Source organism: Bacillus salipaludis (genome assembly GCF_004358205.1).
The window spans coordinates 97,046-118,387 of sequence record NZ_SMYO01000004.1 but is presented as its reverse complement, the minus strand read 5'-3'; the positions used below and the strand labels follow the sequence as shown (position 1 = coordinate 118,387).

At 42.3% G+C, this 21,342-nt stretch carries 20 protein-coding genes; 15 read left to right on the top strand and 5 right to left on the bottom strand.

What is annotated here, in order from left to right; translation table 11 throughout:
- From E2K98_RS08795 to E2K98_RS08785, 3 genes are all read left to right on the top strand, one after another.
- A complete protein-coding gene (locus tag E2K98_RS08795; protein WP_133333884.1) occupies positions 1-792 on the top strand; it encodes a putative hydro-lyase in 792 nt (263 codons plus the stop codon).
- Between the two features lie 255 nt (positions 793-1,047).
- Positions 1,048-1,932, top strand: a complete 885-nt coding sequence (locus tag E2K98_RS32300; protein WP_133333883.1) for an N-acetylmuramoyl-L-alanine amidase family protein — start codon at positions 1,048-1,050, stop codon at positions 1,930-1,932.
- Between the two features lie 191 nt (positions 1,933-2,123).
- Positions 2,124-3,509: a S1C family serine protease gene (locus tag E2K98_RS08785; protein WP_235824765.1), complete on the top strand. Its 1,386-nt coding sequence runs from the start codon at positions 2,124-2,126 to the stop codon at positions 3,507-3,509.
- A 55-nt stretch (positions 3,510-3,564) separates the two neighbouring features.
- Here the strand turns inward: E2K98_RS08785 and E2K98_RS08780 are convergent, their stop codons facing one another.
- Positions 3,565-4,176 carry a magnesium chelatase subunit ChlI family protein gene (locus tag E2K98_RS08780; RefSeq protein WP_133333882.1) on the bottom strand — a complete coding sequence of 204 codons (612 nt, stop codon included), beginning with the start codon at positions 4,174-4,176 and terminating at the stop codon, positions 3,565-3,567.
- 15 nt (positions 4,177-4,191) lie between these two features.
- Positions 4,192-4,767, bottom strand: coding sequence for a transposase (locus tag E2K98_RS08775; RefSeq protein WP_133333881.1), 576 nt, complete (start codon positions 4,765-4,767; stop codon positions 4,192-4,194).
- Positions 4,768-5,021: 254 nt separating this feature from the next.
- On the opposite strand from E2K98_RS08775, the gene E2K98_RS08770 reads away from it, so the two are divergent.
- A complete protein-coding gene (locus tag E2K98_RS08770) occupies positions 5,022-5,297 on the top strand; it encodes an excalibur calcium-binding domain-containing protein (protein WP_133333880.1) in 276 nt (91 codons plus the stop codon).
- 46 nt (positions 5,298-5,343) lie between these two features.
- Here E2K98_RS08770 and E2K98_RS08765 read toward each other — a convergent pair whose 3' ends face one another.
- Complete coding sequence (locus E2K98_RS08765; protein WP_133333879.1) at positions 5,344-6,222, bottom strand: ADP-ribosylglycohydrolase family protein; 879 nt, start codon at positions 6,220-6,222, stop codon at positions 5,344-5,346.
- 235 nt (positions 6,223-6,457) lie between these two features.
- Between E2K98_RS08765 and E2K98_RS08760 the strand changes: the two genes are divergently transcribed.
- The 6 genes from E2K98_RS08760 to E2K98_RS08735 all read left to right on the top strand — a co-directional run bounded on the left by E2K98_RS08760 (position 6,458) and on the right by E2K98_RS08735 (position 12,282).
- On the top strand, positions 6,458-6,727 hold the full coding sequence (locus tag E2K98_RS08760) for a hypothetical protein (protein ID WP_133333878.1): 270 nt from the start codon (positions 6,458-6,460) through the stop codon (positions 6,725-6,727).
- Between the two features lie 383 nt (positions 6,728-7,110).
- Complete coding sequence (locus E2K98_RS08755; protein WP_328591971.1) at positions 7,111-7,965, top strand: MurR/RpiR family transcriptional regulator; 855 nt, start codon at positions 7,111-7,113, stop codon at positions 7,963-7,965.
- A gap of 88 nt (positions 7,966-8,053) precedes the next feature.
- Positions 8,054-9,208, top strand: a complete 1,155-nt coding sequence (locus tag E2K98_RS08750; protein WP_133333877.1) for a M20 peptidase aminoacylase family protein — start codon at positions 8,054-8,056, stop codon at positions 9,206-9,208.
- The gene (locus tag E2K98_RS08745) at positions 9,192-10,025 is read left to right on the top strand and encodes a GNAT family N-acetyltransferase (RefSeq protein ID WP_133333876.1); all 834 of its coding nucleotides are present in this window, start codon (positions 9,192-9,194) and stop codon (positions 10,023-10,025) included. The genes E2K98_RS08750 and E2K98_RS08745 overlap by 17 nt, the downstream gene beginning before the upstream one ends.
- Complete coding sequence (gene menC, locus E2K98_RS08740) at positions 10,022-11,125, top strand: o-succinylbenzoate synthase (protein ID WP_133333875.1); 1,104 nt, start codon at positions 10,022-10,024, stop codon at positions 11,123-11,125. Before E2K98_RS08745 ends, menC begins: the two co-directional genes overlap by 4 nt.
- A 77-nt stretch (positions 11,126-11,202) precedes the next feature.
- The gene (locus E2K98_RS08735; protein WP_133333874.1) at positions 11,203-12,282 is read left to right on the top strand and encodes a YkvI family membrane protein; all 1,080 of its coding nucleotides are present in this window, start codon (positions 11,203-11,205) and stop codon (positions 12,280-12,282) included.
- A 60-nt stretch (positions 12,283-12,342) separates the two neighbouring features.
- Here E2K98_RS08735 and E2K98_RS30860 read toward each other — a convergent pair whose 3' ends face one another.
- Positions 12,343-12,513, bottom strand: coding sequence for a hypothetical protein (locus tag E2K98_RS30860; RefSeq protein ID WP_165976222.1), 171 nt, complete (start codon positions 12,511-12,513; stop codon positions 12,343-12,345).
- A gap of 327 nt (positions 12,514-12,840) precedes the next feature.
- Here E2K98_RS30860 and E2K98_RS08730 point away from each other — a divergent pair, with 327 nt between their 5' ends.
- The 5 genes from E2K98_RS08730 to E2K98_RS08710 all read left to right on the top strand — a co-directional run bounded on the left by E2K98_RS08730 (position 12,841) and on the right by E2K98_RS08710 (position 20,616).
- Positions 12,841-13,323: a sigma-70 family RNA polymerase sigma factor gene (locus tag E2K98_RS08730; RefSeq protein WP_133333873.1), complete on the top strand. Its 483-nt coding sequence runs from the start codon at positions 12,841-12,843 to the stop codon at positions 13,321-13,323.
- Positions 13,324-13,510: 187 nt separating this feature from the next.
- Positions 13,511-16,564, top strand: a complete 3,054-nt coding sequence (locus tag E2K98_RS08725) for a S8 family serine peptidase (RefSeq protein WP_133333872.1) — start codon at positions 13,511-13,513, stop codon at positions 16,562-16,564.
- 228 nt (positions 16,565-16,792) lie between these two features.
- Positions 16,793-17,383 carry a 3D domain-containing protein gene (locus E2K98_RS08720; protein ID WP_133333871.1) on the top strand — a complete coding sequence of 197 codons (591 nt, stop codon included), beginning with the start codon at positions 16,793-16,795 and terminating at the stop codon, positions 17,381-17,383.
- Between the two features lie 255 nt (positions 17,384-17,638).
- Positions 17,639-19,666 (top strand): molybdopterin oxidoreductase family protein, encoded by a 2,028-nt coding sequence (locus tag E2K98_RS08715; protein ID WP_133333870.1) that lies wholly within the window; start codon positions 17,639-17,641, stop codon positions 19,664-19,666.
- Between the two features lie 197 nt (positions 19,667-19,863).
- Positions 19,864-20,616 (top strand): SH3 domain-containing protein, encoded by a 753-nt coding sequence (locus E2K98_RS08710; protein WP_165976221.1) that lies wholly within the window; start codon positions 19,864-19,866, stop codon positions 20,614-20,616.
- Between the two features lie 26 nt (positions 20,617-20,642).
- Here E2K98_RS08710 and cudC read toward each other — a convergent pair whose 3' ends face one another.
- Positions 20,643-21,176: a choline uptake/conversion transcriptional regulator CudC gene (gene cudC / locus E2K98_RS08705; protein ID WP_133333868.1), complete on the bottom strand. Its 534-nt coding sequence runs from the start codon at positions 21,174-21,176 to the stop codon at positions 20,643-20,645.
- Between the last annotated feature and the right edge of the window lie 166 nt (positions 21,177-21,342).

Below are 21,342 nucleotides of genomic sequence, written 5' to 3'. Positions count from 1 at the left end.
ATGAGTGACTTTGGAAATATGTCTCCTGAAGAAATAAGGGAATTGATTCGTCGTCAAACGATTACAGGTCCTACTGCGGGGATGTCAAAAGGGTTCACACAAGCGAATCTAGTGATTTTAAAGAAGGAATATGCATTTGATTTTCTATTATTTTGCCAGCGAAATCCTAAGCCATGTCCGCTCCTGGATGTGACGGAACCAGGGTCCTTTGTTCCTGAGAAAATTGCTCAGAATGCTGATATTCGGATGGATATCCCTCGGTATTGGATTTACCGAGATGGTGTTTTTACTGAAGAGGTAACGGATATATCGGAGTATTGGGAAGATGATATGGTTGGTTTCTTGCTAGGATGCAGTTTTACCTTCGAGACACCGCTTATGGAAAGTGGGATTCCGGTTCGTCATATTGAGGAGAATTGTAATGTTCCGATGTACAAGACGAATATTCCATGTGAACGGGCCGGTGTGTTTGAAGGACCAACGGTGGTCAGCATGCGGCCGATGAAACCGGAGGACGCGATTCGTGCGGTTCAAATTACTTCACGGTTTCCAGCTGTGCATGGATCTCCGATTCATATTGGCGATCCAAGTCAGATTGGGATTGCTGATGTTTCTAAGCCTGACTTTGGGGATGCTGTAACCATTAAGGACGGAGAAATTCCGGTATTTTGGGCTTGTGGTGTTACACCACAAGCGGTAGCAATGAAAAGTAAACCGTCCATCATGATTACCCACGCACCTGGACATATGTTTATCAGCGATGTTCGAGATGAGAGGTTTAGTGTTTTATAATAAATTTGAGGCTGTTCCATTTGCCGTTGCTTGGCAGACTTTGGAACAGCCTCTTTTTTTAAGATAGATATCGTTTTTAAGAAACTTGGCAATCTAAAAAACTACTGTCCACTCTGAACGGACAAATTTGATGATTTGTCCACTGGTGGTGCCTGTCACCTTATATTGTCACTTATTTTTCACCATCTTTTTTCAGTTCGATAGACCTATAACGGGAGTTTGGCCGCTTACATATAAAATTAAGAGGTGATAAATATGGTAAAGATATTTGTTGACCCCGGTCATGGTGGAAGTGACCCGGGAGCAACCGGAACTGGTCTAGCCGAGAAAGATGTCACTCATAAAATTGCCACAAGAATTCGCGATATGTTAGAAGATGAATATGAGAATGCCACAGTCAAAATGAGCAGAACCGGCGACCAAACGGTTTCCCTCGAGGAACGGACTGATATGGCGAATGCTTGGGGTGCTGATTTTTACTTGGCTGTTCACATTAATTCAGGCGGTGGAACCGGCTACGAGGATTATATTCATGACCTTCTTTCCAACAATTCACGGACAGCAGAAATTCAGCGGACCATTCATAAGGAAGTCATTAAATTAAACGATCTTATCGATCGTGGTATAAAGAAAGCAAACTACCACGTTCTTCGGGAATCTAACATGGATGCGATGCTGTCGGAAAATGGTTTTATTGACAATACCAATGACTTAGCAAAAATGAAGGATCCAGATTGGATAAACAACGTAGCACGCGGACATGTAAATGGACTCGCTAAAGCACTCAACCTCCATAAGTTGACAAAAACAACAAAAACGACAACGAAAACAGCTTCAGATTCTAAAAAGGCTTTACAGCGGCCGGCCTCTTCTTCATCATCCTATACAAAAGAGAGCACTGACAGTAAAAAGAAGACACTTTACCTGCCGGCTTCAGCCGATTCCTGGAGAATTTACCCGCTTAATAAAGATCCAATCAAGAAAAATGCCCTGCCTGATCAATTGCGTCCAAGTAAATATGGCGGACTCCAATACGAAATTCTAGGTGAGACTTGGCCAAATGTCTATATCATCCAAACAAAACAACTTGGAAAAGTACAAATATATGCAGGACCAGAAACAGGTGCCGAAATCAAATAACGCATAATGCAACGGGTTGGATACGATTGGATTGGGATTTAATCAGTCATGTCCACTCCAAACGCACAAAACACCCAAAAAGTCCACGAGCGGTGACAGGCACCGCTTATTTTTTTGTGTACAAAACTACATTTGTCTGTTCCCTGAATATATTGCTGAGGTGGAAAATTTGATTAAGGGGTGTTTCCTTTTTGAAAAAACGAGCCATTTTTACTATTCCAATCAGTGTGCTGCTTATTGCGGTTATGGTTACTTCTTTCTTCCTTATGAGCATTAAGCCGTCCACTGGAAGTTTAAAAACCGGGCAAAAGCTTGCGGAGTACATCCGTCCGGCCGTTGTACGGATTGTGAACTATGCCGTTGTCAGCTGGCAATATAACGGCTATAACGCAGATATCAACGATTTTTTAAAACAATTAAACTATCAATCCGTAATTGGCGGATCTGGGTCCGGTGCAATTATTAGTTCAAATGGCTATATCGTAACCAATGCCCATGTAGTAGAAATCTCCAAGATGGAAAAAGGTGATGTTGCCACAGAAGCCATGCATCAGCTGGCCGAGCAAATCGCCAAAACCTATAATTACGACTATAATGCTGTCGTAAATTATCTCGCTAAGTATAATCTCTACACTGACGTTCAGATGGTCACAAAAGTAATCTTACCTGGCGGAGACATTCTCGATGGGGAAATTAAAGCCTACGGTGCTCCTGTCAATCAAGGCAAAGACGTAGCTGTTCTCAAAATTGAAGGGAAAAACTTCCCTACTTTAACGCTTGGTAACTCCGATAATATCCAAAACCAAGAAAATATCTGGGTCAGCGGGTATCCGGCGGCGGCTGATTCGGACCTATTATCGCCAGATTCCTCGTTAATTTCGACAACCAATAGCGGCCAGATTACCACCGCTTCAAAAAATACGAAGCAAGGCAGTCCAGTGATTCAACTAAATGCTGCCGCCACCCACGGAAATAGCGGCGGACCAGTGGTGAACGAAAAGGGAGAAATCGTTGGTTTATTAACATTTAGAGGCGACACAGTCAATGGCCAGGAGGTTCAAGGCTTTAACTTTGCCGTTCCGGTTAATACAGTTAAAGAATTCGTAAATGATGCAGGTGCGAAAAATACGAAGAGTGACACCGACACCCTCTACAAAGAAGGCCTTCAATTGTATTGGGGCGGTTATTACAAAAATGCCTTAGAAAAATTTGAGGCCGTCCAGCGGATTTACCCGAATCATTCAGAAATCAAGCAATACATCACCAATGCGGAGAAAAAGGTCGACGACAGTAAAATTCTTTGGTCCGATTACCGCACCCTCTTCTATATTGTCGATGGTGTTTCAGGGCTCTTAGTCATTTTACTATTGGTTTTCACGTTTGCCTTTAGACCGAAACAGCAGACTCTTACGGTAGCAGCAAATCCGGCGCCGGCACCTGTTCCTCCTGCCCCAACGCCACAAAGCACGCCGGATAGCATTCTGGCTGACCTAAATAAAGATGGAAAAATTGATGTGCAAGAGCTGCTCAAAGCCTTACAGGAACAGCAAAAAGATAAGAAAGATGAGGATGAATAGCCGGTTCATCTTATGGAAAAAGGGATGTAGATTAAGCCTCTACACCCCTTTTCCTTTATAAAACAAGACTGCTTTTGCGTCTCCCGCTTACACCTGTGTTCAATTTAATGGCTTCCCAAATACTTTGATCGGTAATCTCCCTGACCCCATGCAGATCAGTAATCGTCCGTGCCAGCCGGATGATTTTAATATAGGTACGATTGCTCCAATTTTTTTTGAGGGAAACCTGTTGTAGGGACCGTTGCTGTTCATTGGTTAATGGACTCATTTTGACTAAGGCCTCATAAGGCACCCTGCTATTACAAACTTCCTCCCCATATCGATCATACTGCCTCTCTCTTGCCGACTCTACCCTCTTTCTTACTGTTTGCGAAGACTCCTCCGTTTTTCCCTTTAAAGAACGAAAATCCTCTGATTTCATAAAAAGCTGAATATCAAATCGATCACGTAATGGGCCGGAAAGCTTATTTTGGTATGCCCGAATTTGCCTTGGTGTGCAAATACAATAATGGCTATTTGACCCGGCATAGCCACACGGACACGGGTTCATCGCTGCCAGCAAAATAAAGGAAGCCGGGTAAGAAATGCCGACAAATGTCCCGACCTCAACATTTACACGATAGCCCTCGAGCCCTTTTAGGCCGATGCTGGTTACTTTAGCAGACATAGTTTTGTCTTCCTTTCAATAGATTTCTTCAAAAAATTGTTTTGCTGCTTCATCAATAAATGGCTTTTGGATAAATTCACGGTAATGTTCGATTGGTGGGTTTGGGAAGTAGGAAAAAATCTGATTGGTTTCGATAAGCGGGTTGGTTTCACCGAGAAGATAAGCGCGGCTGCTGCTCCAAGGATAATCTTCGGGGCGCGCTACGATGCCAGCCTTGACAGGGTTTAGGTGAATATATTTGCTGAGGTCGAGCTCGTAGGCGGCAGAATCAATCAGTTCGCCATTATATCGTTTTTCAAAAAGATGTCCGCTAAACTGGTATTTTTTGTTGAAGTACCGGGCGTATTTGGTATTGAGCTGGCTCATGATGATGCTCGGAGATGTGTCGATGGTTTCAAGCTGCAGATGTATGTGATTGGTCATCAGACAGTAGGTGTGGATGATGAAGGGGTATTCTTGTTTTATTTCTACTAGTAGATTTAGATATTTATAACGATCTCTGTCATCTAAAAATAGTGGTAGTTTTCGAATTCCGCGGCTGATGATGTGGTATTTAAAGCCGGGAAGCCAGGCACGAGGCTTACGAGCCATACGGGAGTCACTCCTTATTGTAAGTTGGTTTGGTAAGGAAAAGTTACGAGGAACTGGGTGGTTGTTGGGTTTAAGGAGGACATGTTTCCTCTCCTTATAATAATTCGATTTCTAGTTTTAAAGTCCTGCTTAATTTATAAAAAAATTGTCGATTTCTAGATTAATTCTAAAAGTTTCTTATTCTATTGAAAAATATGTAATAGTAAATTATTATTATTTTTAAGGTAAATATAGGGAAAAGAGGTAATTAGAAAATGAAACGTTTTTTTGCATTTTTACTCGCCTTTGGACTTGTTTTAGGTTTTTCATACGGTTCAAGCTCACAAAATGTAGCAGAAGCAAAATCAAAGATTGTTACGTTTAAAAACTGTAAGGCTATGAATAAAGTGTATAAAGGGGGCGTAGCCCGTTCTTCCAAAGTGAAAAACAAAGGAGGAAAGACCCACTACAAACCATTTGTTTCAAAGGCACTTTATGACGCGAATAAATCACGTGATCGGGATAAAGATTTGATTGCTTGTGAGCGATAAAAATACTTATGCAAAAAGGCTGGAACTTCTTCCAGCCTTTTTTTGATTACTCCCCCTTGGAAAAATAATATAGACCAAGGGCTAGCTGCTCTAATTCATGCTTTTGCAGGAGCACCTGGCAATAGTCTTTCGGCAATTCCTCAAAACCAAAGTGTAACCCGGCCAGACCGCCGGCAATGGCAGCAACAGTATCGCTATCATATCCCTCATTTGCTGCCCCAATTACTACCCCCAAGAAAGTGTCCTCGTTTAGTAGCCAATACAACACCCATTTCATTGTGTTAACAACAAAACCATCAGGAGGGCAGGATGGCATTTTGCCCTTCAGTGCCTCTTCATAAATGGTGCCTTTGACCTCGCTGGTAATTGCCTCCCCTAGAGACTTCCCTTGAAGAATCTGAAACGCAATTCGGTTATAAATAACGCACGCTTCTTCCGTAAGAGCATCATAATGGGTCATTTTTGATTGTAATTTGGTTATTTCTTCAATTTTTCCAAGATCTGAATAAGCAAGCGCAACCGGGAGACATCGCATCAATGATCCATTACCCGCTGACTTTTTATTAAGATAGTGAAAATGGGCTTTTTTCGAAGCTTCAAACCAGTCCCCCTCATAAATTTCAAAAACGGTTTGAATGATATTCCCAATATCCTTCGGCTTTGAGGCATTCCATTTTAAAAATTCCTCACCAATCGCACTGACGAGATTTTGTGGGTGTTTTAAAATTCCCCTGCCAACCGCCAAGGTCATCGCTGTATCGTCGGTTGTCTCCCCTTTTTCCAGCCGCCAAACACCACCGCCAATGATTTCCCGCACTTGCCCGTACCGTTCCTTGACTGCTTCCTTTGTCAAAAACTCTGTCGTTCCTCCTAAAGCGTCGCCAATCGCAAAACCAAAAAGTGCCCCTTTTATTTTGTTTAACAATTTAGATCACCTTTACTTATGTATATATAATACTTAAAGAGTAACATACCATAGGGATGCGAAAAACAGACTAGTTTAAGTATGCACTGTTTTGTCCATCCCACACAGACAAAATGACCAAAATGTCCACGAACGGTGCCTGTCACCGTAATTGTAATGAAATGGAAATGTATAAAAGTCCCATAAAGATAATATTCATTTTATATAAGTGATATTTATCCTTTTTCTAGGGGGAATGACTCTGAAAACCTTAAGGGTTATTTTAAAGGTGATTAGCGGCCTCTTTTTCTTGGATGGCATATATCTATTCGTTACAGGTCAGAGGTTTCCAGGAATTGTTGCGGTTATTGTTGCCTTTTTATTTTTCCCCGGCGGCGGAAGTGGAAACCAGAATACTAAAAACAATGACCCTAATGACAACAGCATCTCTTATGAAAGGGAATACTCTTCTGAAGGCCATTATTCAGATGGGGACCAAGGCTCTGATAGGGACGCTGGGGATTAGTATTCGTGCAAAAAAGAGATGAGACTTATTTCAGGTATGAATAATGTAATGTTCACGCTCTCCTCCCCATTGCCCTTCATCATAAGTTCCACTTTTGAATCATCAAAAAGATTAAATAAAAATCATCTCCTCAATAAAACATTCCATACAAAATGATTCAGGGAAGTCATTCCCTTTTAAGTCAGGATGAAAAAGTCCACCCCATACGGACAAAAGAGGCAAAATGTCCACGAACGGTGCCTGTCACCCTATCTGTCACTTTGTGAAATTTTGAAATTGGGTGTTGCGGAATTTTCTGAATTATGATATTTTTTGTTTTATCAAATGAAGTTTAGGCTTCATAATAGTTTAATTTGAATTTTATACTTCACCGTTATGAAAGGGTGATTAATATAGTATTTCTAGAAAGTCTGAAAACCCAGTTCTCGACCCTATCCAAGAGCCAGCAAAAAATCGCCAAATATTTATTGGATCAGCCACAGCAGTTTGCGATAAAATCAGCCGGGGAAATCGGGAAAGCAGTAGGAGTTAGTGAAACCACCGTTATTCGATTTTGCTATTCCTTACAATTTAATGGTTTTTCCGAAATGCAGAAAACCGTCAGAGAAAACCTGCTATTACCAAAAAGCAGCTTGGATCAGTACTATTCCAATAAGCTGGAACTGGTTAATCAGCCACATTTCTTTACAAATGTAATGGATCAAGATTGCCACAACATAAAACGGACTGCAGAACAAATCGATGAGGGACAATTTCAAAAGGCAGTCCATCACCTCATTCAAGCCAAACAAATTTTTATTACTGGATTGCGCTCGTCTTATGCAGCAGCACATTGGCTATCCTTCACGCTGGGATTAATGAGAAAAAATGTTTTCTTATATAAGCCGGATACCGATGATCTAATACTGACCTTGGACCGGATGAATGATCAATCCGTCTTTTTGGCCATCTCTTTTCACCGCTATTTAAAAGAAACAGTAAAAATGGCAGAGCTGGCAAAGAACCAAGGAGCAACAGTTATTGGAATAACGGATTCCCCCGTCGCTCCAATCAGCCAATATGCTGATGTGGTTCTTACCATATCCCAGCCAGAAAAATCAACACTTGATGCCATGCCATCACTTTTTTCATTATTAAATGCTCTAGTAGCAAACGTATCCGTACAGAATAAGGAACAATTTGAAAAACGCAAACATCAATACGAAACACTTGATGTCGACCATCTATTTTGTGACTAACAGCTTTAATGTCCACCCCACGTAGACAAAATAGACGAAAAGTCCACGAACGGTGCCTGTCACCGAATTTTATTAGGAGGCGGTTCGTATGAGAACTGAGCTTGATGAGTTACGGCCAATGCTACTTGAGATATTTAATCATTTGCATCAGCATCCTGAGGCGAGTTGGGAGGAGATAGCGACAACGGCCTACATAAAAAATCTTTTACAGCAGAACGGGCTTCAGCCGCATACATTTGATGATTGCACGGGGCTTGTGGTTGAAATCGGCGACGGACCACACAAGGTCGGACTGCGGACCGATATTGATGCCCTATGGCAGGAGGTAGACGGTACTTTCAAAGCCAATCACTCCTGTGGGCACGATGCCCATATGACGATGATAATCGGCGTCCTGCTGCTTCTCAAAAAACTAAACTATCAACCTAGCGGGAAACTCAAGGTCCTATTTCAACCCGCAGAAGAAAAAGGTACTGGCGCCCTAAAAATGGTTGAAAAAGGAATTGTCGATGACCTCGACTTTTTATACGGCGTTCACCTTCGCCCAATCCAAGAAATCTCGGATGGCACAGCAACACCTGCCATTTTTCACGGCTCTGCTAAGTTTATCGCCGGTGAAATTATCGGTGAAGATGCGCATGGAGCAAGACCGCATCTTGGAAAAAATGCCATTGAAATTGGCGCGGCCCTTATCAACGAAATGGGAAAAATTCATGTCGATCCGATGGTTCCATCTTCTGTGAAGATGACCAAGTTCCATGCCGGCGGCGAAAGCAGCAATCTGATTCCGGGTCACGCAAGTTTCCATCTGGATCTTAGAGCGCAAACAAACGAGGTCATGGAAACATTAACCGCTAAGGTAGAAAAAATCACGCAAGCCATTGCCGCCCTGTACGAAGTAGAGATTCCGCTTGAAACCAAAGCTTTTGTCGCAGCAGCAAAGGTAGATCCGCAAGCCCAAAAGCTTATGGAAAAAGCCATAGTTGATACACTCGGAAATGTAACAGCCCCCTACCCTTCAAGCGGTGGTGAGGACTTTCATTTTTACACAGTAAAACGACCACACATTAAAGCGACGATGCTCGGCCTTGGTTGTGACCTATCCCCTGGTCTGCATCATCCAAAAATGACCTTTAATCATGAAGCAATCTTTTCAGGTATTGAAATTTTAACAAAAACCATCATGAATACCTTTGAACATTTGAAAAAGGAGGCGCCACAGCACTATGAACAGCACTGTTGAAGTAAGACAGATAAAGACTATTGAAGAACTCAAACAAGTTCAACAACTAGAAAAAGCAGTTTGGGGAGACCCGGCGATTCCGATTCACCAAACCCTAACCGCTGTTAAAAACGGCGGGATTGTCGTCGGAGCATACGAAAAGAATCAATTAGTAGGATTTAGTTACGGCTTCCCGGGCTTCGTTAATGGCAAACCCTACCTTTGCTCACATATGCTTGGAATTGACGAAAACTATCGAGGACAAGGCATTGGTGAATTTTTAAAGAAAGAGCAAAAGAACGCGGCGATTGAAATGGGCTATGATTTACTGACTTGGACATATGACCCGCTTGAAAGCGTAAATGCCTTTTTGAATTTGACAAAGCTGAAAGCAATTTGCAGTACATATGTGAAAAATTGCTACGGGGAAATGAAGGATGGACTTAATCAAGGCTTGCCTTCCGACCGTTTTCAGGTAGAGTGGTGGATCACCAATCCCTATATTGAGGAAAAACATCAGGATGACCTGGCGGCGATTGAACGGGTACCATATGTGCAAACAGCAGATGGACTTCCACAGCTTGCAGAGGTTGATCCTAGTAGTTTTTTTAACAGCGAAGCCTTGCTTATCCCTGTTTCAAACCAGTTCCAGCAAATGAAAAAGGATTACCCCGAGCTGGCGCTTGACTGGCGCCTGAAGACGCGGGAATTGTTTGAATCCCTATTTGCCAATGGATTTACTGCCGTAAGGGTTGTGAAAACAGCCGACGAACCTGTCCATTACTATTTACTAAAAAAACGAGATTTACTTCCAGTAGAAAGAAGGCCATTTAAATGATGATTAAACAGGTAATTCTCCGTCACTTAAAAATGAAGATGAACTTTCCATTCACGACTAGCTTTGGAACATTTACAGATAAAGAATTTATTTTAGTAGAGGTACAGGATGAGAATGGCGCATCAGGCTGGGGCGAATCCGTAGCTTTCACATCCCCTCTTTATAATGAAGAAACACTAAAAACCAACTGGCATATACTCGAGGACTTCTTGATTCCGATGATTAAGGATAAGGAAATCAGCCACCCTGACGAAGTGTCCGCCCTCTTCGAACCCATTCGAAAAAATAATATGGCAAAGTCAGCGATTGAGGGCGCAATTTGGGACCTGTATGCAAAACGGGAAAATCTCCCTCTTGCAACCGCACTCGGTGGTGAGAAAAAAGAAATTGAAGTCGGGATCAGTATCGGCATTCAAAAATCAGTAGACGATTTGCTGGGAATTATTGACGGTTCCGTTTCAGAAGGCTACCGCCGTATCAAAGTAAAAATCAAACCGGGCTGGGATATCGATGTTATCCGTGAAATCCGCCGCCATTTTCCAACCATCCAGTTGATGGCTGATGCAAATTCTGCCTATCGTCTTCAAGATTTGGAGTTGTTGAAACAACTGGACGAGTTCGGCTTAACCATGATTGAACAGCCACTCGCTTCTGATGACATTGTCGACCATGCGCTTGTGCAAAAACATCTGACTACACCGATTTGTCTGGATGAAAGCATCCATTCCTATGAGGATGCACGCAAAGCCATCAGTCTCGGAAGCTGTAAAATTATTAATATTAAAATTGGACGAGTTGGAGGCCTAACAGAGTCGAAAAGGATTCATGACCTATGTATGGAACAAGGTCTGCCGGTTTGGTGCGGCGGGATGCTCGAGGCCGGGGTTGGCAGAGCGCATAATATCGCCTTGACTACGCTCACAAATTTTACGATGCCTGGAGATACAGCAGCATCTTCTCGTTATTGGGAGCGGGATATTATTGATCCGGAAGTTACAGTCCATAACGGGCTAATTACTGTGCCAAGTAAGGCAGGAATTGGATATGATCCGAACATTGACGCAATTGAGTCATTTACAGTAAGAAAGCAAAATTATTAAATTGAGGGGAGTTGGCCTCCTCTCTCTTTACGGGTTAAATTTTCCGAATTTTTCTAAAACTACAAAGGAGAATGGATATGAAAAAAAGTTTTCAGATTGCCGGCGCTTATGTCGGAATCATCGTTGGCGCCGGATTTGCTTCAGGGCAGGAAATTCTACAATTTTTCACTAGCTTTGGCTGGATGGGAATCGCGGGAGGCATCATTGCAACCTTTTTCTTTGCCTTTTTGGGCATGCAGCTGACCCAGTTGGGCTCGCGTCTTAAAACAGATTCCCATAAAGACGTAATCTATCATATTTGTGGGCGTTATTTAGGGGTTATTGTCGATATTATTATTACCTTCTTCTTATTTGGTGTTGCCGTTGTAATGATGGCCGGAAGCGGTTCGATTTTTGAACAGCAATTCGGACTGCCGGCAATGGTCGGGAATATTGTTATGGCAGCTCTGACGATTTTAACGGTTTGCTTGAATGTACAAAAATTGTTAAACATCATTAGTATGATTACACCGTTTTTAATGGTATTGGTCTTAATCATCACAGGGTATTCACTTTTTACAATGGACCAAAGTTTTGCAGACCTTAATGCGATTGCAAAAGCGCAGCCGCAAGCTGCATCAAACTGGTTAATGGGTGGACTTCTTTATGTTTCCTATAATATTGCTGCAGGAGCAGCGATGCTTGCGGTCATGGGAGGAACGGAAAAGGATTCGAAGGTGGCTGGACGCGGTGGTATTCTAGGAGGACTTGGCCTGGGATTATTGATTTTATTGATCAATATCGGAATGTTTGTGAAAATGGACCAGTTGAAAAGTGTGGACATGCCTACATTGATGCTTGCCAACCATATGCATCCGGTTCTAGGTGCATTGATGTCGATCGCGTTACTTGGGATGATTTATAACACAGCTGTTGGAATGCTGTACGCGTTTTCCGTACGCTTGATCAAACCTTCTTCTAAAAAATTCAAACCAGCAGTCATTGGCTTCGGCGTTCTTTCCTTTGCAGCCAGTTTTGTCGGATTCATCAAATTAGTCAGTACGGTATACCCGCTAATGGGCTATCTAGGCTTTACATTAATTGCAGCCATTATCCTCGCCTGGTTCCGTTCACGGAAAAATAGAGGGATTGATAACAATACGAGAATTGCAGGGTAATAGGATTACTCCTTTACACCTTGTGAAACAAATAGGGGATTGTCCATTTTCGGTCAATCCCTATTTACTCAAATACCCATATAAAAGCAAACCATTCATGAGAACGACGTAAAGAATAATTTGTACAACAATCAAAAAAGCGATATCCTTTATTTTCTCCGCAAACTTTATATAAAGTAAACTGCCAACAATCAGTTCTAACAATGGCGCCCATATAATCATCCAACCCATTTCGTTTCCCTCACTTTGCTATTCTAGCATAATATCAAACAACATTAATATCGTATGAGCCAATAAAGCAATTGTCAATAGCGCATATGCGGCCATTGTTATTCGACAAAATTCGAGTGGTGACAGGCACCTGTCGAAAAATCTATAAAAAACAGCTGAAATAACCAAAATCCCCCCCAAAAGTGAATTTTGATCTCTAAAATCAAGTTTTTAGCTGTTACTTACATTCAAATTTGGTTTTGGTCGGTTCGATGGAAATGTTTTTTCCCATTATGGTAGAGGTACCCGGGAATAAAAGGTGAAGCGCGCTTTCTGAAAGGATTTCCCTTGGAAAGCTTTGAAGAGTTGGTTGTCCAGTATAGTCCGATGATCCATAAAATCATTCACACATTGCACATCTATAAAAATTGGGATGAATTCTATCAACATGGTCTGATTGCCCTTTGGGAGGCAAGCAATCGCTTTGAACCCGAAAAAGGAAACTTCACCAGCTATGCCTACAACTATATTAGAGGGTTCCTTCTATTAGAATTAACTAAAGCACACAAATATGAAGAAAATTGTGTCTGTCCTAAAGAAGAATTCTGGGAAACCGCCGAAGGGATTTTCATTGATTATCCTTTAGAGACAGAAACCATCCTATCCGTTTGCACCACCTTAACACCCAACCAAAGGAAATGGGTGCTATACACTGCACTACATGATCTTTCAATTAAAGAGATTGCCATTAAAGAAAACGTCTCCATGTCTGCTGTCAAAAGCTGGCGTGCGGGAGCACGCGAAAAGTTGAGGGAGAGGATAGCTGAATAAACAATACGAAAGGAACGGCCAAGACGGGGCCGTTCCCTTTCCTATAAAAAAAATTTGGCAGATAGCGAGACTTATATAATTTCCCCTATGAATATTGTAATATATAGTAGTTGGACAAAAAGTACTGTTTTTCAATAGAATCCTAGTTATTTCGGAGGTGCCTGGCACCGAAAGGGGTATTGGTCGAGTGTACAAAAAGGTTGCAGTCTCTCTTCTTTCTGGTTTACTAGTTTTTTCTTCTTCGGCTTCGGCTCTAGTATTTGCTGCAAGGAATGAGCAGAAAGATGAGAACTATGCATTAATACAAAAGCACGACAACAACATGCTAGAAAAATCCGTTTCACAGTCAGACCTTGTTGGCAAAAAGAAACTAGCAATGCAAGCAGCACGGGCAGCTTTTTCAAAAAAGAATCAAGAAAAGTATGTGCCTGGTGAACTGATTGTTAAGTATAAAAATAATACAGTGTCCACGAAGGTTCGAACGAAGCATTCGCTCAAATCGCTGAAAAAGCTGAAAGCAATTGATGCTGAGGTTGTGAAGGTACAAACTGGCACGTCAATGGATAGCCAAATGGAAAAATTGGAGGCAGATCCTTCGGTTGAATATGTTCAGCCCAACTATTTATATAAACCTTCTGCTCTCCCAAATGATCCGTCGTTTAATCAATTATGGGGCCTCCACAATACAGGACAAAAGATTGCCGACAGCATTGGGGCCACCGATATGGATATTGATTACCCGGAAGCCATGCAGGAGTTTCATAAACTTGCAAACCCTAGTCAGACCGTTGTTGCAGTGATTGATACGGGGGTGGATATCAATCATCCTGATTTGCAGGGTGATATTTGGACGAATCCGGGGGAAATTGCCAATAACGGGAAAGATGATGATGGAAATGGCTATGTAGATGATGTGCATGGCTGGGATTTCCTTCACCATGATAATTCCGTTTTTGATGCGGCTGATGGCGACGAGCATGGGACCCATGTGGCGGGAACGATTGCGGCGTCAAGTAATAACGGTCTTGGGGTAACCGGGATTGCCCCGAATGTAAAAATTATGCCATTAAAGTTCATTGGCCCTGATGGCGGTTCCACTGCAGATGCGATTTCAGCGATTGATTATGCGGCGAAGATGGGCGTTAAAATTTCCAATAACAGCTGGGGCGGTTCTGATTATGACCAAGCCCTGAAGGATGCGATTGAACGCTCGAACATGTTATTTGTCACGGCGGCGGGTAATGACGGGAAAAATATTGACTATTATCCTGATTACCCGGCAAGCTTTACCAGCCCAAATATTATTTCTGTTGCTGCGATCGATAACACTGGTAAACTAGCAAATTTTTCGAACTACGGGACTCGAGGTGTGGATATTGCTGCGCCCGGTGTGAGTATTCTAAGTACGGTTCCGAAAAAATTAGAGGCTGGCGTTTCTGCTCAGATTAATAATTCTGCCAATCAATATAAAGCGATTGTGAATGGCTTTGGTTTTGAAAACATGACTAGTACAGACGGTCCAGAGGCTTTTAAAAAAGCGCTCGATTATTTAGGGGTTACAGCCGCTTCAAAGATATTATTAGTTCAGGATGATGAATCTGATGATGGTTACCCAAACTTCCTGAAAAAGTACGAGGAACTTTTAAAACAAGCCGGGGTGAGTACTTATAAAGAAGTAACAGTATCAACAGATAATTCCGGCCCAGACTTGGGAATACTCAGCAGCTATGATACGGTCATTTGGTTTTCAGGGTACGCAATGGGAAATCAATATCCTACTTTAACCAATAATGATCTCACTTCCCTCGATCAATTTTTGAAGAAAGGTCAGAAATCTCTTATTTTAAGCGGTGAAGATTTATTGTATCAAAATGAGGATTCCAGTTTTGTAACGAATACTCTCTCCCTCCATATTACAGGGGAAGGTGCGGCAAGAACCGCTGTAGGGGTACCCGGGACGATTTATGATGGTGCAAAGTACCCGCTTGGTTATGCCCCTTATACTGATTATTTTACAAGCAATAATACGAACTTGGCGAAAATCAACCTGATTTTCCCTGCTGAGACGAATTACAATGATGCATATGAGTATTTTGACGGAACATCGATGGCCACCCCTCATGTGACCGGTGTTGCAGCACTATTGGCAGGAAAATATCCAAGCTTTGATGCCGAGCAATTGAAAAAGATCCTACTCGCATCCGGCGACAACTTGAGTTCATTAAATACAAAAATTTCAGGCGGTAAAAAGCTAAATGCATATAAGGCTTTAACCTACTTCAGACCAACAGTTGGTCAGGTAACTGAAAGATCCAACTCGGTCACGGGAACGGCTGAACCGGGGGCAACGGTTACAATTAAAATTGGTGGCCGGCAATATACGGCAGTCGCTGATAGGGACGGGCATTTTACTGTAGCGATTCCTGTGCAAAAGGCGGGTACGATTTTATCTGTTTCGGCTGGATATACCGGTGATGTTGTAAGCGTGAAGGTCGTTGACGTCACCGTCCCTGCGGTTACGATTACGAACACAGTGTCAAACCTTTCAAAGGAAGTAATCGGAAAAACTGAGGCCGGAGCGACGATTACGGTTGTAATTGGTTCCGCAAGCTATAAAGCTGTTGCCAATTCTGCCAGAAGCTTTAAAGTGTTCATTCCGGTACAAAAAGCTGGAACGAAGCTAACTGTAACCGCTAAGGATGCTGCTGGACACGTAAGTTCGGTAAAAACCATAACGGTTGTCGATAAAATCCCGCCTGCCTCTATAAAGGTTAAATCCGTGTCTAACCTATCGAAGACGGTTAGCGGCCTAACGGAAAAAAGCGCATCCATTACGGTTGTGGCAGGTTCGAAAAAATATTATGGCAAGGCGGATTCTTACGGAAACTTCAAAGTTGGAATTTCTGTACAAAAAGCGGGTGCAAAACTGACCGTGACAGCTAAGGATGCTGCTAGTAATGCACGTTCGGTGCCGGTGACCGTGACAGACAAACGCCCTCCTGCAGCACCGAAATTGAAAACCGTTGTAAAAAGCACAACGAAAAATCTTAGCGGTACAGCAGAATCGGGTTCCATGATTGTCGTCAAAGTGGGCCATAAAACGGTCGGAACAACCAAGACAGACTCACATGGCAAATTTAAAGTAAAAATCAAAGCACAAAAAAAGAAAACAGTTCTTACTGTTACAGCAACAGATAAGGCCAAAAATGTAAGCAAAACTACGAAAATAAAGGTAAAATAAAATTTGCGAAAAAATCACATAGGTGCCTGACACCTATGTGATTTTTTCACATTCCACCCCTATACCCCCAATATTCTCCACTTAATCCCAGAATAAGGTAGAAATTTCACATTTTCGTCATAAAAAGCCGTTTTTTAAGAAAAATGTCATAAAACTAGTAAACGATTGAAATATAACTGTAACACTACCATGGTATATTTTTAGTATCAAAGAAAAGGAGTTTGAATTATGAAAAAATTCCTCACAACAATAAGTCTTGCAGCATTTCTATTACTAGCACATAATAGTGGAGCATCCGCAGCATCTAATACATATACCGTTAAAAAAGGCGATTCCCTTTATAAGATTTCCAGAACAACACATGTTTCGATTACCAATCTAAAAAATTGGAACCATCTTAAATCAGATGTCATTCATCCAAACCAGAAATTAAAGATTACGAAGCCTGCTACTAGTAATGTTACAAAAACTAGTAAAACTGTAAAAAAGACTACTAGCAAAGTAACAGCAAGCAAGTCACAAAAAGTAGTAAAGACCATTACAGTGAGTGCTTCTGCTTATACGGTTAATTGCGCAGGCTGCTCAGGTAAAACCTACACAGGTCTTAACCTAAAGAAAAATCCGAATCTAAAAGTGATTTCGGTTGACCCTAGAGTGATTCCACTAGGCTCAAAGGTATATGTTGAAGGTTACGGCTATGCGATTGCCGCCGACAAAGGCAGCGCCATCAAAGGAAAAGAAATCGATGTTTTCATGCCTACTTATAAAAAAGCCATTCAATGGGGCAGAAAAACGGTTAAAGTGAAAATCTTAAAATAGAATATAAATGAAAGTCCCAAATGCCGAGGTTAGATCGTGCACTTGGGACTTTTTTGTTGCGGTTTTTTGGTCGGCTGGGCCCCTCTCGTTTTCCACTATTCCTACCTTGCGGGACATCCCAAACTGCTTTATGATAAAAACAACATCCAAAAAATGTATTCACCACAACATGTCCACCCCACACGGACAAAATAGATAAAAAGTCCACGAACGGTGCCTGTCACCTTGTGAAAACTATGAAAAGGAGGTACAGTCATGAGCCAAAACGGTATTTTTAAGGCCGTTTGCCCGCTTGATTGTCCGGATCAATGTGGTCTTCTTTTACAAAAGGAAAACGGGAAAATTATTAAGGTGGAGGGAGATCCTAATCATCCGGTAACTCAAGGCCATATTTGTAATAAGGTCAGGAATATGACTGACCGGATCAATGATGAGAAACGTTTGAAATACCCGCTAAGACGAACGGGGCGAAAAGGAGAAGGCCAGTTTGAACAGATTACTTGGGATGAAGCAATCCAAACGATAACCGCCCGTTGGAAAAGCCTGATCCAAACCGATGGACCGGAAAGCATCCTCCCCTACAGTTTTTATGGGAATATGGGAAATCTCAGCGCGGAAGCCATGGACCGCCGCTTCTTCCACCGCATAGGCGCTTCCCAGCTCGATCGATCAATCTGCTCCTCTGCGGGTTCAGCCGGCTATAAATATACGATGGGCGGCAGCTTCGGCATTGATCCTGAAGATACCATCCATTCGAAACTGTTCATTTTTTGGGGCATCAATGCCGTCAGCACCAATATGCATCAGGTGGCGATTGCCCAAAAGGCCCGCAAACAAAACGGGGCGAAAATTGTCGTCATTGACGTTCACAAAAACCAGACCGGCAGATTAGCAGATTGGTTTATTCCGATTTTACCAGGAACCGACAGCGCCCTCGCCCTTGGAATCATGCATATTCTATTTTCCGAAAACCTGGTCAACGAAGACTTTTTACAAAAATACACCGTGGGATACGAAGAACTTCGCGAACATGTCCGCCAATATGACCCGGACACTGTTTCAAGAATCACAGGTGTCTCTCCCGAGGATATCTATAAACTGGCGCGAATGTACGGAAAAACCTCACCTTCTTTTATTCGCATCGGAAACGGTCCGCAGCACCATGACAATGGCGGGATGTTCGTCCGAACGGTTGCATGTCTTCCCGCACTCACCGGCCAATGGCTTGTAAAAGGCGGCGGAGCTATTAAGGGAAATGGCGGCTACCTGTCACATAATGAGCTTCGATTACAGCGCCCAGATTTATTAAAAAATAAAAACACCCGCGTTATAAATATGAATCTTCTTGGTGAAGCATTGCTGACATTGGACCCACCTGTGAAATCCCTTTTTGTGTACGGTTCAAATCCGGCAGTAGTTGCGCCCAATGGCAATAAAGTCCGCGAAGGCCTTGCCCGGGAAGACTTATTTACGGTCGTCCATGATTTATTTTTAACCGATACGGCCAAGTATGCTGATATCATTTTGCCAGCGACTTCATCCTTTGAAAATACGGATTTTTACACCTCCTACTGGCATCACTATATTCAGCTTCAGCAGCCCGTCATCGAGTCATATTACGAGGCAAAATCGAATGTTGAAGTTTTCCAGCTACTGGCTGAAGTGATGGGTTTTGATGAACCTGTTTTTAAACAATCTGAAGCAGAAATGATAGCCGAAGCATTGGATCATTTGAAAAATCCTTATTTGGAAGGCATTGATTTTGCGGGGCTGGCGGAACATCATTATCTGAAAGCCAAGGTGAAACCGCTTTTCCCTGGAAAGCTTCCAACCCAAAGTGGAAAAATTGAGCTTTACTCAGAAAAAATGAAGGAGGATGGGCATCCCCCATTGCCAACCTATATACCTTTACAAGAGGACGGAGCTTTCGACTATTCCTTTGTTCCGGCACCAAACCATAATTTCTTAAACTCTACTTTTTCAAACAATCAAAAGCACACCACACTTGAAAAAGAACCGCGCCTGCATATGAATGTTCGCGATGCAGTTAAGGAAGGAATTGAGGACGGTGCCAAGGTCCGCATCTGGAACCACCGAGGCGAATGCATCCTAAAAGTAAGCATCGGCGAAAACGTCCTCCCAGGGGTCCTCGTCACCCAAGGTCTCTGGGCAGACCAACAAGGCACCAGGCAACTCGTAAACACCCTAACACCCGACCGAATCGCCGACATGGGCGGCGGCGCCACCTTCTTTTCCGGCAGAGTAAATGTAGAAAAAGTCTAATCGACAAAATTCGGGTGGTGCCTGTCACCACCCGAATTTTGTCGAACCATACCTCCCCCATTCAATACTCTTCAATCTTCTACATTTTTCCTGGATATTCTACGAATAAATTGTCTGAATATTTGTTATTATATTGGGTTACTCTCTGTTTCCAGGTTCGTTACAATTATAGTAATAAAGGAAATGGAGGGGTGGCTTTGAAATCTCTGCTGAAATTAACGATTCTACTTTCTCTACTAGTTGGGATCTTCCTTCCATTTAATATCCCTGCACAGGCGGTTACCAAGTCCAAGTCGACCGCGACCGTAACGGCAAGTATATTAAATGTAAGAGAAAAACCTAGCCTCAGCGCTAAAAAAATAGGAAGCTTGAAAAAAGGCACCGAGGTCACCGTCTATTCTAAAACGAAATCCCAAAAATGGTCTGAAATTCGCTACAAGTCAAAAAAAGCCTACGTTTACACGAAGTATCTAAAATTCAAAACTTCAAAACGCGCAAGCTATCTACTAGACAAAACCAAGGTTTATACCTATACAAGCAAAGATGGAACCTACCAATTGATCCCCACTGGGAAAAAGTATAACCAAACCTGGGACAAATGGTACTACTCCTCCAAATCAACTGAGAAACAATTATTCATTGTAAGCGAAAACAGTATAGGCCTGTACACAGGATATATTGACTCCGAGTACTATATTGATATCAAATACCCGGCAAAGGTGGGCCAGTCATGGGACGTCGGTTACGAAGGTGAGGGCAAGGCACGGATTATCTCCATCACGAAAACTGTCAAAACGCCGGCCGGTAACTTTAAAAATTGCATCATCGTAAAAGAGGATTCCGGTTATACTACCTACTTCGCCAAAAACATCGGGCTCGTGAAAGCGACCAATAACGGGAAAACAGTTACGATTTTAAAAAGTTTAAAGAAAAAATCACCGGCCAACTAGGCAGGTGATTTTTTCACGTAAAAGCACTATCTCTTCTTCGGTATAAACTCAAAGATCTCCTCGGACTCAAAACTATCCACTAACCGGTTCAGCCAGTCATAGTATTCAAGCGCAGAAGTGAGTTTTTCAATATCCAGCCTGGCCTTCTCTTTTGTAAGCTCCTCGACACTTTCATCCTCTAAAAGCGACCGAAGCTCCCGGAGTGATTTTTCCATCGCCGAAACATTGATTGAAATCCCGGCTCTCCACTTAACCGTAAAAAAATCAATAAAGGTTTGATACCAATCCGGCTCTGCCTGATAAAGGTCCTTCCTGACCCCTTTTCTCCAAACTTTCCCGACCATTTTTAACTCTAAAAGACTTCGCACAGATGTGCTCATACTCGTTTTGCTCATCCCGAGCTCTTCCTTCATATCATCTAATGTCAATGGTCCCTCTTGAAAATACAAAGCACCATATAAACGTCCAACAGATTCCGTTACACCATATAAATTCATATTTTGAGAAATCGCCTCTATAACCCGCTCACGGGCATGCTCAAGCTTTTGTTCTCCATCCATGATCCAATTCACACTCACTTTACAATCGTGTCCTTTATTAGATTATCATGAAAAATTGAAAAGTAAAGGAGCTAGTTAGGGAGCATTAGGGAGCATTTCGGAGGAATTGTAAGAATAATACGAATACACTTTGTAAAGTTTTTTCTGTACGTACTTTATGAACAGA